Genomic DNA, 14,096 nt, shown 5'->3' with positions numbered 1-14,096 from the left:
GCTACGAGATATCGCGGCCATGGGTCGCTCCTACCAGGCTTGGATTTCGTAGGGTGGATAACGGCGCAGCCTTATCCACGAATCCGGCGTGCCGAAGACCTAGTGGAAAGCGCCGCGCGATTTGCCAGGCTATGGCCTATCGCGGCCATGAACCGCTCCTACGGGAGACGAGGCTTCCTTAGGAGCAGCAGGCCGCCATGGCCGCGATCACCCTAGGTGGGCATCACTCCAACCCTTCATCCAGCACCAGCACCACCTTGCCGTTCACCTCGTTGCTTTCCAGGGCGGCAAAGGCGGCTTCGGCGTTCTGGGCGGTGAAGCGACGCTCCAGGTTGACGTTCAGCTTGCCTTCGGCGAACAACGGCCAGACCTTGGCCTCCAGCGATCTCATGGTCTTGGCCTTAAATTCGACCGAGCGGTTGCGCAGGGTCGAGCCGATGATGCGGATGCGCTTGCCGAGCACCTTGCCCAGATCCATTTCGGCCTGGCGACCGCCCATGAGGCCGATCAGCACCCAGCGCCCATCCTGGCCCAGCAGATCCAGGTTGAGCGATGCATAGTTGGCCCCGACCGGATCGAGGATGACGTGGAAGGGCGCGAAATCACGCAGCCCCTCCAGATCGGTCTTGCGCAGCACCCCGCCCTCGGCGCCAAGACGCTCGCAATGGGCCAGACGATCCTGCGAGCCGACACTGACCCAGCAGGGATTGCCGAAGGCCTTGCACAGCTGGATGGCGGCCGAACCAACGCCGCTGGCGCCGGCGTGCAGCAGCACCTTCTCGCCCGGCTGCAGCGCGGCCAGATCGAACAGATTGCTCCAGGCGGTCGCCCAGACTTCGGGCAGTGCCGCCGCCTCGATCAGCGACAGGCCTTCCGGTACGGAGGCGGCCTGGCGCCCGTCTACAACCACTTCGCTGGCCATGCCGCCCCCGGCGAGGAGCGCGCAAACGCGGTCACCGACCTGCCAGCGCGAATCCGCGGTCGTCTCGCTGACCACCCCGGCGCATTCCAGGCCCAGGGTAGCCGGCGCACCGGGCGGCGGCGGATAGTTACCGGCCAGCTGCAACAGGTCGGCGCGGTTGAGACCTGCGGCCGCGACCTTGATGCGAATTTCCCCAGGCGCCAGAGCGCGAGCGCTCAGTGACTGCCATTCCAGTTGCCCTTCGATACCTTGCAATGCGTTCACGGTGCCTCCATAGTGGCTCAGGCTTTGACGAAAAGCGCCTGCATCGACGGGTTCTGCGTGAGTCGAGCGGACCGGAAGATGCGGGGCTGTCACAGCCATCCCTTCCTATCGCCTCTATCTCTCGCGCTGACCGCCGCCAGACGACTTTCGTCAGTGCCTGTCATATGTCCCCTGGCCGCGGAACCGCCCGGGCCGGGTGGGGCCTATAGCCTATTCCTTTCCGTGCATTAGTCGAATACACATGAAGCAGCTCTTGTCCCGTACCGCCCTCGTTGTCCTGCTTGGCGTCAGCGCAACGCCCCTCTTCGCCAAGCCCAACGCGCCGGTTGGCGCCGAGAAGCTGCAACCCGACCGTGATCAGGTGATCGCCAGCCTCAACATCGTCGAGCTGCTCAAGCGTCATCATTACAGCAAGCCGCCGCTCAACGATGCTCAGTCGATCAAGATCTACGACAGCTATCTGAAGATGCTTGATCCCGGCCGACTGTATTTCAATGCGGCCGACATTCGCGAATTCGATGCGGCGCGCACGCGCTTCGATGATTACCTCAAGCAGGGCAATCTCGAACCGGGCTTCGCCATCTACCGTCGTTACGCCCAGCGCATGACCGAGCGGCTGAACTATGGTCTGGGCCTGCTCAGCGCCGGCATCGGCAAGCTCGACTTCACCGCCGACGAGTCCTTCGACACCAATCGCGAAAAGGCTGCCTGGCCGGCGGATACCGCCGCGCTGGACGATCTCTGGCATCGCAAGCTCAAGGACGAAGTCCTGCGCCTGCGCCTGTCCGGCAAGACCGATCAGCAGATCCAGCAGCAGCTGACCAAGAGGTACAAGAATCAGCTGGCGCGCCTCAACCAGACCCGTAGCGAAGACGTCTTCCAGACCTACATCAACGCCTTCGCCGAGTCCTATGATCCGCATACCCAGTACCTCTCGCCGGAAAGCGCGGAAAACTTCGACATCAACATGAGTCTGTCGCTGGAAGGCATCGGTGCGGTGCTGCAAAACGACAACGACTACGTGCAGATCCTGCGTCTGGTGCCGGCGGGCCCGGCGGACAAGTCCAAGCAGATCGCTCCGGCGGACAAGATCGTCGGCGTCGCCCAGGGCGATGGTGAAATGGTGGACGTGGTCGGCTGGCGCCTGGACGAGGTGGTCAAGCTGATCCGTGGGCCCAAGGGCTCCAAGGTGCGGCTGGAGATCATCCCGGCGAGCAACGCGCCGAACGACCAGAAGACCAAGGTGGTCGCCATTACTCGCGAAGCGGTCAAGCTCGAAGAGCAGGCTGCCCAGAAGCACGTCATCGACGTTCCCCACGAGGGCAAGCACTACAAGCTCGGCGTGATCGACGTGCCGGCCTTCTACCTGGACTTCAAGGCCTATCGCGCTGGCGACCCGAACTACAAGAGCACCACGCGTGACGTGAAGAAGCTCATCGGCGAACTGCAGAAGGAAAAGGTCGACGGCATCGTCCTGGACCTGCGCAACAACGGCGGTGGCTCCCTGCAGGAAGCCACCGAGCTGACCGGCCTGTTCATCGACCAGGGCCCCACCGTGCTGGTACGCAATGGCGACGGCAAGGTCGAGGTGCTGGCCGATGACGAAGGTGGCGCCTTCTACAAGGGCCCGCTGACCGTGCTGGTCAATCGCCTGTCCGCTTCGGCCTCGGAGATCTTCGCCGGCGCCATGCAGGACTATCACCGCGCCCTGATCGTCGGCGGCCAGACCTTTGGCAAGGGCACCGTGCAGACCATCCAGCCGCTCAACCACGGTGAGCTGAAACTGACCATTGCCAAGTTCTATCGCGTTTCCGGCCAGAGCACCCAGCACCAGGGCGTCCTGCCGGACATAGACTACCCGGCAGTGGTGGACACTAAGCAGATCGGCGAGAGCGCCCTGCCCGATTCCATGCCCTGGGACACCATCGCCCCAGCGGTAACCGGCCTGAGCAACCCCTTCGCCAACTACCTGCCGGACCTGGTCAAGCGCCATGACGTGCGGATACAGAAGGATCCGGATTTCATCTTCGCCCGGGAACGGCTCAAGCTGGCCCAGGAACTGGCGGCGGACACCACCGTCAGCCTCAACGAGCAGAAGCGTCGCGCCGAGCAGACCGCGCTGGATAATCGCCAGCTGGCCATGGAAAACGAGCGACGCAAGGGCAAGGGTGAAGCTCCGCTCAAGGAGCTGAAGAAGATCGACGAAGACAATCCGGCGATCGATGACGACAAGACCAAGCCCCAGGATGACGCCTACTTGATGGAATCCGGTCACGTGCTGCTGGACTATCTGGACCTGAGCAAGACGCCGCCCAAGCGCTGACATCAAAGCGTCATATCTCTGTCGTGAAATGCCCGGGGGTCGCCAAGTGCGACCCCCGGGCATTTTCGTTTTCGGGTTCTTGCAGGCTTACCATGACGCTTAACGACCAGGCTGGAGTGTTGGATCGCATTCTCGCCAACCGCGAGTTGCATTCGCTCTTTCAACCCATAGTGTCCTTGAGCGAACGACGCATCCTGGGCTATGAAGCCCTCATCCGGGGGGCTTCCAATACGCCCCTGCACTCCCCCCTGCCGCTCTATGCCACCGCCCGCCAGGCCGGTCGGCTCTCCGAGCTGGAAATCGCCGCGCGTCACCAGTCCTGCCAGAGCTTTCGCGAACTGGCGCTGGACGGTCTGCTGTTTCTCAATGTCTGCCCGGAAACCCTGCTGGAGCCGGCGCACCAGTCCGGCCAGACCCTCAAGCTGCTGCAGCGCCTCGGACTCTCCCCCGCCCAGGTGGTGATCGAACTGACCGAACAGGCGCCCATCGACGACTTCGCGCTGCTGGCCACCGCCCTGCACCACTACCGCGCCATGGGCTTCTCCATCGCCCTCGACGACCTGGGTGCCGGCTACTCCAGCCTCAGGCGCTGGTCGGAATTGCGTCCGGACTTCGTCAAGATCGATCGGCACTTCATCGAGTCCATCCATCGCGACAAGGTGAAACGCGAGTTCGTCGGCTCCATCCTGAAGATGGCCGAGGTCTCCCGGGCCAAGGTGATCGCCGAAGGCATCGAAACCCACGAAGAGCTGTCCACCCTGGCGAACATGGGCGTCGATCTGGTGCAGGGCTACCTGCTGGGTCGCCCAACCGCGACGCCACCCCGTGAAATTCAGACCCTGTTACCGGTCATGATCACCCGCAGCCCGGACCTCGCCGAGGAATCGACCACTGTAGCCAGCCTCAGGGTGGAACAGGTTGCCGTGGGTGAGGACATGCTGATCCCCGACGTGCTGGAGCGCTTTCGCCTGCAACCCAGCCTCAATACCCTGGCGGTGGTGGATAGCGATGACCGCCCGGTGGGCATCGTTCATCACCACGAACTGAGCTCGGCGCTGCTCAAACCTTTCGCCCACGAGGTGTTCGCCCGCAAACCCATCGCCCGGCTGATGAGCCAGGACTTCCTCGCCAGCGAGAGCACCCAGTCGCTGCAACAGGTTAGCCGCCTGCTCACCACCCGCGCCCGCCAGCGGATCGAAGAAGACTTCATCATCACCGAGGGTGGTCGCTATGTCGGCGTCGGCCGGGTGATGGATGTCTTGCGCCTGATCACCGAGCAGCGTATCCAGCAGGCCAAACACGCCAACCCCTTGACCCAGCTGCCGGGCAACGTGCCCATCCAGCAATGCCTGACCCGCCTGCTGGATCAGCAGCGTGAAGCCGTCGTGTGCTATGTCGACATCGACGGCTTCAAGCCCTTCAACGACCTCTATGGCTATGCCAAGGGTGACGAGGTGCTGCTGTGCCTGGCGCAGACCCTTTCCGAGCGCCTGGACCCACAGCAGGATTTCGTCGGCCATATCGGCGGCGACGACTTCCTGGTGGTGTTGGGCTCGACGGACTGGCGGCAGCGGCTCAATGGCCTGATGGCAGCCTTCCAGGAACGCTGCCGCCACTTCTATCGCAGCGAACACCTGGAGGCCGGCTGCTTCCTGGCGTACGACCGGGACGGTCGCCGGCGGGAGTATCCGCTGCTGTCGTTATCGCTTGGCGTGGTGGAGCTGGACAAGGAGGCCGGCAAGCGGGTGGATGCCAGCGGGCTGGCGGGTCTGGCCTCGGAAGCCAAGCGCAATGCCAAACTGGTTCCCGGCTACAGCCTGCACCTGATGCGCGCCTGACGCCTATTCCTGGCGATGATCGGGATAGCGGTGTTCGAATACCCGGGTTACCTCCGCCGCGTGCCAGCTGACCGCATCGGTCACCGGTGGCGAGCCTTCCAGGGCGCCTAGTCGCATTGCACAGTCGAAGAAGCCTTCACGAGGGATGCGGGTGCCGCTCTGGCTCACCACCAGGGCACTGCGCAAGGGGCGCCCCTCGCGACGGTCCAGGGCGGCCAGGTACTCCAGGGCGGTCGTCAGGGTCACCATCGCCGGCTGGGGTAGGCCCAGCCGCTCGATCACCGAGCGATAGGTCAGCAGGCTACGGCTACGCCGCGCACTCTCCAGTTCGTCCAGCAAGGCCAGCCAGTGCTGGCGACTGATCCGTACGCTCAACCCGTTCAGTCCCGCAGCTGATCGAGGGCGACACCTGCCGCTGGTCGCTCATGCTTGTCGGGCAACGCCGCCAAAGCCGCCTGTTGACTTGCGGTACGGTTGGCGCGCCAGGCACGAAAGCCGTCCAGCTCATCACTGCAGGCCTTGCCGATCCAGGCGAGGACGGCGAGGTCGTCGAGCAGCCCGAACATGGGCACCCAGTCGGGAATCAGGTCGATGGGCAACAGGAAGTAGACCAGACCGCCAGCGACGGTCAGCAGCGTCTTACGACTGACCCCGCGATACTGACCACGCCACCAGGCCAGCAGCAGCTGATGGAACAGGCTCAGGGTATCGCGTGCCTCGCCCAGCTTGAGGCCACGCTTGCTGGTCTTGCGTGCGACCCCCAGCAACAGGGCCGGCAGTCGGCCACGGACCAGCAGCCGTTGGGCGATACTAAGATAGCGATCAAAATTCTTCGGTGGCTTCATGGACACCTCTGGCAGGAGACGACGTTGGGCAGGGGCCTGTTTGGCACAAGGCTTCGCACCTCAACTTTGATCGCGCCGCCGCCTCAGGGTTTCCCTGCGCCCAATGTAAAACGCCCTGCAAGCAGGGCGTTTGGCGGAGCGGCAGCAGCTTACTTCTTGGCCGGAGCCTTTTCGGCAGCAGCCGGAGCATCGGCAGCAGGAGCGGCCGGAGCGTCTTCGGCGTCCGCGGCGGCGGCGTCCTTGATGCCCAGCAGTTCCAGGTCGAATACCAGCACGGAGTTGGCCGGAATCGCCGGGCTCGGGCTCTGGGCGCCGTAAGCCAGCTCGGAAGGAATGTACAGCTTGACCTTCTCGCCAACGTGCATCAGTTGCAGCGCCTCGACCCAGCCCGGGATCACGCCGTTGACCGGCAGGTCGATCGGGGTGCCCCGCTTGATGGAGCTGTCGAACACGGTGCCGTCGACCAGCTTGCCCTCGTAGTGCACGGTGACCACGTCGGTGGGCTTGGGCTGCGGGCCATCGCCCTTCTTGACCACTTCGTACTGCAGGCCGGAGGCGGTGGTGACCACGCCAGGCTTCTTGCCGTTTTCCTCGAGGAATTTCTTGCCGGCCTTGGCGTTGTCTTCGCTGACCTTGGTCATCTTCTCTTCGGCACGCTTCTGCAGCGCGGCGAAGGCCTCGGTGAGCTGTTGATCGGTCAGCTTCTGATCCTTCTTGCCTACCGCGTCTTCGATACCCAGAGCAACGGCCTTGGGATCCAGGTCATCGATACCTTCCTGAGCCAGGCTCTTGCCCATGTTCAGACCAATGCCGTAGGACGCCTTCTGAGCCGGGCTTTCCAGCTCGACCTTGGGCTTGGAGTCGCAGCCGCTCAGAACCAGACCCACCAGGGCCACTGCTGCTGCCAACCGATACTGTTTCATGTTGATTCCTTATCCGTGCGCATCGTGCGCGTTTCAAAAACCTGATCGAGCTTACAAGGAGACCTGCTCGCTTGCCATCGCCAGGCCTCTAAATGGCTGCAAAGGATAAGATTTCAAGCTTAGGTCTGCCTGAACATCGCGTGAACAAGCGGCAGGCAGCCCCTGCGACGTCTTGTCCGAGGCGCCCGAGCAGTGGCGACCGGCACGAGTCCAGGCGTTAAACTAGCGCCTTCTTCCGTGCCTGCCAGAGACCTCCATGTTCGAGCCCAACGATCTGAACCGTCCGCCTCTCGACCTCGCTCGCGAATCGCGCAAGGCCGCGGGCTACGGCCTGCTGTACTCGGTGCTGCTGGCGATCGGTATCCTGCTCTATCACCACTGGGTACCCGGCGCCTTCCCGGGCAGCCTGCTGGAGATGTCCATGGCCCTGCCCATCATTCTGTTCGCCGGTAGCGCCGTGTACTACCTCACCATGGTGCGCAAGTGCGAGCGCCTGCAACGCGAGGAAGACGAAAAAGCCGGCAAGGTCAAAACCAAACGTCACTAGCCACGCTGAACGTCGCCGCCCACGTCCGGTCGATTGCAGACCACGACCGGCGCTGGAGGCGCGATGCTGACCATCACCGATCTGCACAAGAGTTATCCAACCCCCCAGGGCCCATTGCCGGTGCTACGTGGCGTGGATCTCAGCCTGGCCCGGGGTGCCAGCCTGGCGCTGATGGGCGAATCCGGCAGTGGCAAGAGCACCCTGCTGCACCTGGTCGCCGGCCTGGACCGTTCTGACCGCGGTCGTATCGAGGCTAATGGCCAGGTGCTTTCCAGCCTCAACGAAAGAGCCCTGGCCGCCTGGCGCCGCGAGGGCATCGGCCTGATCTTCCAACAATTCAACCTCATCGCCAGCCTGACGGTGGCCGATAACCTCGCCTTCCAGGCAAGGCTGGCCGGTCGCCATGATGCCCATTGGCAGGCCGAGCTGGCCGAGCGCCTGGGTCTGGCCGACCTGCTGGATCGCTACCCCGAGCAGCTGTCCGGTGGACAGCAGCAACGCGTGGCCCTGGGGCGCGCCCTGGCCTCGCGCCCGCCGCTGCTGCTGGCCGATGAACCCACCGGCAACCTGGACGAGGCGAGCGGCGACCAGGCCCTGGCGCTGATGCTGGAGCTGGTGGGCGAAACCGGCAGCAGCCTGCTGATGGTCACCCACAGCGCGCGCATCGTCGGTCATCTTGATCGCACCCTGCACTTGGAACGGGGTCGCCTCGGCGGCGTCACCGTGCCCCCAGCATGAGGCTGCTCTATTGGAGTCTGCACAGCCTGGTCAGCCACTGGCGGCGGCATCCCCTGCAGCTCGTCGGACTGCTTGCAGGACTCTGGCTCGCGACCACCCTATTGATCGGGGTGCTGGCACTCAACGCCCAGGCCCGGCAGAGCTATGCCCAGGCCAGCGCTCTGTTCGGCGCCGACCAGTCCAGCCTGGAGACCCGCGACGGCAAGCGCTTTCCCCAATCGCTGTTCGTCGAGCTGCGTCGCCAGGGCTGGCCGGTATCTCCCGTGTTGCAGGGTCGCCTGGCGCTGGCCGGACACGAACGCCCGGTACCGCTGCTGGGCATAGAACCTGTCACCCTACCCAGCGACCAGGGCGTCGCAGCCAGTGCCCCGCCCGAGGCGCTCTTCGACTTTCTCAGTCCGGCGGGTGCCACCTGGATCGCACCGGAAACCTTGCGTGAATGGCACCTCCAGGCCAAAGAGGTGCTGCACCGGGCGGACGGTCTGGCCCTGCCGCCCCTGCAGCCCCGCCCCGGGCTGGCACCTGGCACCCTGGTAGTAGATATCGGTCAGGCGCAACGCCTGCTGGAGGCTCCCGAGCAGCTCTCCCGGCTGATCCTGCCAAAGGCCTTCCAACGCGACCTGCCCAGGCTCGACGGCGAGCCACTGCAGCGGGTGGAAAACGACCAGGGCGCCGAACTGGATCGGTTGACCGACAGCTTCCACCTCAACCTGCTGGCGCTTGGCCTGCTGGCCTTTGCCGTAGGCTTGTTCATCGTCCACGCGGCGACTGGCCTGGCCCTGGAACAACGGCGCTCGCTGCTGCGCACGCTGCGGGCCTGCGGGCTGTCGGCCTCGACCTTGGTCCTGGCACTGGCCCTGGAACTTGCGCTCATCGCCCTGGTGGCGGGCGCCCTGGGCGTGGCCAGCGGCTACGCCCTGGCCGCGCTGCTGCTGCCGGACGTAGCGGCCAGCCTGCGCGGGCTCTATGGCGCCGAAGTCGCCGGCACCCTGACCCTGAGCCCGGCCTGGTGGCTGGCGGGCCTCGGCCTCAGCCTGGGCGGTGCCCTGCTGGCGGGCGCCGATGGTCTCTGGCGTGCGGCACGCCTGCCCTTGCTGGCTCTCGCCCAAGGCGAAGCCTGGCGCGCGGCCCACGGCCGCTGGCTCCGACGCCAGGCTTTGGCCGCTGTGCTGGTAGGGCTGGTGGCGCTGGGTCTTCTGCTGGGAGGCAACAGCCTGGCCAGTGGCCTCGCCTTGCTCGGCTGCCTCCTGCTGGCGGCTGCCCTGGCGTTGCCACCCCTGCTGAGCGCCTTGCTGGACCTGTCGCTCAAACGGGCCCGTCGACCACTGGCACGGTGGTTCCTGGCCGATGCCCGGCAACAGCTCCCGGGGCTGTCCCAGGCCTTGATGGCGCTGCTCCTGGCCCTGGCGGCAAACGTCGGCGCCGGCAGCATGACCGAGGGCTTTCGTCGTACCTTTGACGGCTGGCTCGATCAGCGCCTGGCCGCCGAACTCTATCTGCGCCCAGCGGACGCCAAGGAGGCAACCGTCCTGCTCGACTGGCTGCCCCGCCAGCCCAGCGTGCGCGCCGTGCTGCCGGTGTACGAGCTGGAGACCAGACTGCAGGGCCTGCCGACTACCCTAAGCGGTGTAGTGGATGCTGACCTCTATCGCGAGCACTGGCCACTGCTCGATGCCGGTGGCGGCGCCTGGACGCCCTTCTTCGCGGGCGAGGGGGTGATGCTCAGCGAACAACTGGCCCGGCACCTTCAGCTGGCCAAGGGACAGCCTGTCGAACTGCTGGGCAGCCAGGGACGCTGGTCCGCCCCCGTACTCGCCACCTACGCCGACTACGGCAATCCCCGCGGACATCTGCTGCTGTCCCAGGCGCGTCTACGGGCGCTATGGCCAGACGCCGCCCTGGTCCGCATCGTCATTCGCATGGCACCCAACCAGGTGGAGGCCTTGCGAGCAGGTCTGCAGCAGCGCTTCGGCCTGGACGCCAGTCGCTCCATCGACCAGGGCCAGCTGCGCCGTTATGCCGATCAGGTCTTCGAACGCACCTTCAGCGCCACCGCCGCGCTCAATGCCCTGACCCTGGCAGTGGCCGGTCTGGCCCTGTTCATCGCCCTGCTCGGCCAGGCGCAAAGGCGCCTCGGCCAACTCGCGCCGCTCTGGGCGCTGGGCATCGAGCGTCCGCGGCTGATCTTGCTCAGTCTGGGGCAATTGCTGGGCCTTGCGCTGCTTACCCTGGCCCTCGCCATCCCCCTGGGCATCCTGCTCGCCTGGTGCCTGGTCGCCGTGGTGAACGTCCAGGCCTTTGGCTGGCGCCTGCCGCTGCAGGTCTTTCCCGGGCAGCTGCTGGCGCTGTCCGCGATCGCCCTGGTGGCTACGCTGCTGGCCGCTGCCTGGCCGCTGTTGCGCCTGCAGCGCAGTCAACCCCTGGATCTGCTGCGAGAGCTCGGTAATGAACGCTAGGATCCTGCTGGTCGCGCTCCTGCTGCTCACCGGCTGCGATGACAAGCAGGCCACCAACGGCTTCGCTGGTCTTGGTCAGGGCAGCGAAAACTTCGCAGCCGTGGTGCCCGGCAAGGTCTTCAGCTTTCCGGCCGATCATGGTGCTCATCCGGATTTCCGCATCGAATGGTGGTACGTCACGGCCAACCTCAGCGACGCCGAAGGACGTCACTATGGCGCCCAGTGGACGCTGTTTCGCAGCGCCTTGAGGCCCGGTGCCAATCAACCCGGCTGGCGCAATGGCAACCTCTGGCTGGGCCACGCCGGTCTCACCACCGAGACGCGGCAGTTCTCTGTCCAGACCCAGGGGCGTGGTGGCATCGGCCAGGCCGGTGTCACCGCCGCGCCTTTCTCTGCCTGGATCGATAACTGGAGCCTGACAGGGGACCTGGCCGGACAGGCGCGGGTCCAGGCCCAAGGTCCGGGCTTTGCCTACCGACTAGATCTCGCGGCGACCGGCCCGCTGGTGCTCCAGGGCGAAGGCGGCGTGAGTCGCAAATCCGCCAGCGGCCAGGCGTCCTATTACTACAGCCAGCCCTTCTTCCAGGCGCAGGGCGAACTGGAGATCGAGGGGCGACGCATACCGGTCAAGGGCCAGGCCTGGCTCGATCGCGAATGGAGCAGCCAGCACCTGGCCGCGGACCAGCTCGGCTGGGACTGGTTTTCCCTGCACCTGGACGACGGTCGCCAGCTGATGCTCTATCGCTTACGCCAGGCTGATGGCCAGCATTACCTGTTCGGCAACCTGATCGCCGCCAACGGCCACAACCAGCCCCTGCAGCCAGGCGACATCCGCCTCACACCCCAGGCTACCCACTCGGTTGCCGGACGCGAGGTTCCGGTACGCTGGTCCATCGTCCTTCCCGGGCAGAACATCGACCTGCGCATCGTTGCCGTCAATCCCGACGCCTGGATGGCCCTGGGCACGCCCTACTGGGAAGGCCCGGTCAGCGTCGAGGGCAGCGCCAAGGGGATGGGCTATCTGGAGATGACGGGCTACTAGTGCCTTGAATAGAACGCGCGATGGCAGCAGCCGCATCGGAACTCCCACCCCCGCTCCCGCCTCGAATCCCTATCTTCCCTGCCGTGCGCGGGGCTTGTTAGCGTGATAACCGAGGTGTCTCGATGAATGTCAAAGAGCTGAATCAGCAGATCAAGGCCGGTGCGGTCAAGGAAGTCAATCTGGTGTCCATGGAGGGTGGCTCCTACGTCATCCACGCGCTGGTGGAAGGTACCTCGATGCCGGTGGCGGATGACAAGGGTGCCACCCTGCACGTGGCCTCGGTGGAAGAAGCCCGCCGTATTCTCGATGACGTCAAGGACGTGCGGCTGTTCATCGCCCAGCCAGCGGTCTACGAAGAGATGGTCGGCCAGGACGTCACCCAGACGGACTCCCGTGAGGAAATTCCGCTGCGCTCGAAAGTGGAAAATCGCTGAGACGCCAGACACCTCCGTCGCCGGCGTCCGACGGCGACGTCCCTCCTCCATGACCTGAACGCCTCCTGCCGACATCGCCTTTAGGCAATCTGCTGCAACAACGTGCTCGTCCGAAGCGGATTGTTATATTATAACAATTCCATGCTCGCCGGAGGATTACCCTGTGTCCGTAGCCATTTCCCCTGCCCGCTCCAACGAGGAGATCGCCAGCCTCGCCGGGGCCAAGGCGGCCCTGCACACCTGGGCCGCAACCGTCGCCACCCGTGATGTGGAAGCCATTCTTGCCCTCTATGCGCCGGACGCCATCCTGGTCCCCACGCTATCCAACGAGGTGCGGGACTGCGAGGACAGCCGGCGGGAGTACTTCCGCAACTTCCTCGCCAACGAAGGACTGGTCTGCGACGTGCAGATCTGTAAGAAAAGGGTCAGCAGCAAGCTCAGCACCGTGGTCGTCGGCGGTCTCTACGTCTTTCACTACCGTGAAGGCGAGCAGGTGATCAGTGTGCCTGCGCGCTTCCTTTTCACCTTCGAGCAGATCGAAGGCCGCTGGCTGATCACCGGCCATCACTCTTCCCGGGAGGCCTGACCTAGAGCGGTTGCATTTTGTAAAACTGCCACCCTTGCCGAACGTACCCGAGTTCGAAATCCTGTCTGGGTGACCCGGGCCCCTCTGACGGCGTGTGCCGCCATGTCGAGTCATAGTCTTGAAACTTGACTAAGGAGGGGCTCATGAACGCCCTGCATGAATTTTTCTTCGCCGACTTCCTCGGCACCGCCACCTGGATGTGGCTCACCTTCTTCGCCGTCGTCATCGCTCTGCTCGCCTTCGACCTGGGTGTCCTCCACAAGGAGAACAAGCCCATCGAGGTCAAGGAGAGCCTGCTGCTGTCCGCCGGCTACATCACCGCAGGCCTGCTGTTCGCCCTCTTCGTCTGGCAGCTCAAGGGCGCCGATGCCAGCCTCGACTACGTCACCGGTTTCCTGATCGAGAAGTCGCTGTCCATGGACAACGTCTTCCTGATGGCAGTGATCTTCGGCTTCTTCGCCATCCCGCGTAAGTACCAGCACCGGGTGTTGTTCTGGGGCATCCTCGGGGTGATCGTACTGCGCGCCATCATGATCGCCCTGGGCGCCGCCCTGCTCCACCAGTTCGACTGGATCCTCTATGTCTTCGGCGCCTTCCTGGTGATCACCGGGGTCAAGATGCTGTTCGCCAAGGTGGACGAAGAACCCAAGCTCGACCACAACGTCTTCATCAAATTCCTGCGCAAGAAGCTGCGGGTGACCGATGAGCTGCACGGCGAGCACTTCTTCGTGCGCCAGCCCGACGCCAGCGGCAAGACGGTGCTCTGGGTAACGCCGATGTTCCTCGCGCTGATCGTGATCGAATGCGCCGACCTGGTGTTCGCGGTGGACAGTGTGCCGGCGATCTTCGCCATCACCCAGGATCCCTTCATCGTCTACACCTCCAACGTCTTCGCCATCCTCGGCCTGCGCGCCCTGTACTTCGCCCTGGCGGCGATGATCCACCGCTTCGCCTACCTGAAGTACGCCCTGGCGCTGGTGCTGGTGTTCATCGGCTGCAAGATCTTCCTGGTGGGCATCATCGGCAAGATCCCGCCGGCGATCTCCCTGAGCGTGACCCTGGGCCTGCTGGCTGGTGGCGTACTCGTCTCGCTGTACAAGACGCGCGGCGAGGCGAAGCCTGCGTCGACCGGTCACGAAACCCGTGACTCCTTGAACAAGCCTTCGTGAACGGGAGAC

13 protein-coding genes are annotated in these 14,096 nt (G+C 64.6%); 9 read left to right on the top strand and 4 right to left on the bottom strand.

Annotated elements, in window-relative coordinates; all coding sequences use genetic code 11:
• Positions 1-223: 223 nt before the first annotated feature.
• Complete coding sequence (locus PJ259_RS02380) at positions 224-1,186, bottom strand: NAD(P)H-quinone oxidoreductase (protein WP_059314499.1); 963 nt, start codon at positions 1,184-1,186, stop codon at positions 224-226.
• A gap of 241 nt (positions 1,187-1,427) precedes the next feature.
• Here PJ259_RS02380 and PJ259_RS02375 point away from each other — a divergent pair, with 241 nt between their 5' ends.
• The gene (locus PJ259_RS02375; protein WP_271654580.1) at positions 1,428-3,509 is read left to right on the top strand and encodes a carboxy terminal-processing peptidase; all 2,082 of its coding nucleotides are present in this window, start codon (positions 1,428-1,430) and stop codon (positions 3,507-3,509) included.
• Positions 3,510-3,601: 92 nt separating this feature from the next.
• Entirely contained in the window at positions 3,602-5,347 is a 1,746-nt protein-coding gene (locus PJ259_RS02370; protein ID WP_271654579.1) for a bifunctional diguanylate cyclase/phosphodiesterase, read from the top strand.
• A 3-nt stretch (positions 5,348-5,350) separates the two neighbouring features.
• On the opposite strand, the gene PJ259_RS02365 is transcribed toward PJ259_RS02370, so the two are convergent.
• The 3 genes from PJ259_RS02365 to PJ259_RS02355 form a co-directional block, all read right to left on the bottom strand.
• Positions 5,351-5,722 (bottom strand): hypothetical protein, encoded by a 372-nt coding sequence (locus PJ259_RS02365; protein WP_271654578.1) that lies wholly within the window; start codon positions 5,720-5,722, stop codon positions 5,351-5,353.
• A 5-nt stretch (positions 5,723-5,727) separates the two neighbouring features.
• The gene (locus PJ259_RS02360; protein WP_271654577.1) at positions 5,728-6,192 is read right to left on the bottom strand and encodes a YkvA family protein; all 465 of its coding nucleotides are present in this window, start codon (positions 6,190-6,192) and stop codon (positions 5,728-5,730) included.
• A 149-nt stretch (positions 6,193-6,341) separates the two neighbouring features.
• Entirely contained in the window at positions 6,342-7,115 is a 774-nt protein-coding gene (locus PJ259_RS02355; RefSeq protein WP_059314494.1) for an FKBP-type peptidyl-prolyl cis-trans isomerase, read from the bottom strand.
• 256 nt (positions 7,116-7,371) lie between these two features.
• Here PJ259_RS02355 and PJ259_RS02350 point away from each other — a divergent pair, with 256 nt between their 5' ends.
• The 7 genes from PJ259_RS02350 to PJ259_RS02320 all read left to right on the top strand — a co-directional run bounded on the left by PJ259_RS02350 (position 7,372) and on the right by PJ259_RS02320 (position 14,087).
• Positions 7,372-7,662 (top strand): hypothetical protein, encoded by a 291-nt coding sequence (locus PJ259_RS02350; RefSeq protein WP_271654576.1) that lies wholly within the window; start codon positions 7,372-7,374, stop codon positions 7,660-7,662.
• A gap of 63 nt (positions 7,663-7,725) precedes the next feature.
• A complete protein-coding gene (locus PJ259_RS02345; protein WP_271654575.1) occupies positions 7,726-8,400 on the top strand; it encodes an ABC transporter ATP-binding protein in 675 nt (224 codons plus the stop codon).
• Entirely contained in the window at positions 8,397-10,856 is a 2,460-nt protein-coding gene (locus tag PJ259_RS02340) for an FtsX-like permease family protein (RefSeq protein WP_271654574.1), read from the top strand. Before PJ259_RS02345 ends, PJ259_RS02340 begins: the two co-directional genes overlap by 4 nt.
• On the top strand, positions 10,846-11,898 hold the full coding sequence (locus tag PJ259_RS02335) for a lipocalin-like domain-containing protein (protein WP_271654573.1): 1,053 nt from the start codon (positions 10,846-10,848) through the stop codon (positions 11,896-11,898). Before PJ259_RS02340 ends, PJ259_RS02335 begins: the two co-directional genes overlap by 11 nt.
• A 122-nt stretch (positions 11,899-12,020) precedes the next feature.
• Positions 12,021-12,332, top strand: a complete 312-nt coding sequence (locus PJ259_RS02330) for a DUF6482 family protein (RefSeq protein WP_059314484.1) — start codon at positions 12,021-12,023, stop codon at positions 12,330-12,332.
• Between the two features lie 163 nt (positions 12,333-12,495).
• Positions 12,496-12,918 (top strand): DUF4440 domain-containing protein, encoded by a 423-nt coding sequence (locus tag PJ259_RS02325; RefSeq protein WP_271654572.1) that lies wholly within the window; start codon positions 12,496-12,498, stop codon positions 12,916-12,918.
• A 143-nt stretch (positions 12,919-13,061) separates the two neighbouring features.
• Complete coding sequence (locus PJ259_RS02320; RefSeq protein ID WP_271654571.1) at positions 13,062-14,087, top strand: TerC family protein; 1,026 nt, start codon at positions 13,062-13,064, stop codon at positions 14,085-14,087.
• The last annotated feature ends 9 nt before the right edge of the window (positions 14,088-14,096 follow it).

It is taken from the genome of Pseudomonas sp. JBR1 (genome assembly GCF_028198185.1).
Taxonomy (GTDB): Bacteria; Pseudomonadota; Gammaproteobacteria; order Pseudomonadales; family Pseudomonadaceae; genus Chryseomonas; species Chryseomonas oryzihabitans_E.
The sequence above is the reverse complement of the archived record's forward strand: the minus strand, read 5'-3'. Positions and strand labels throughout refer to the sequence as shown.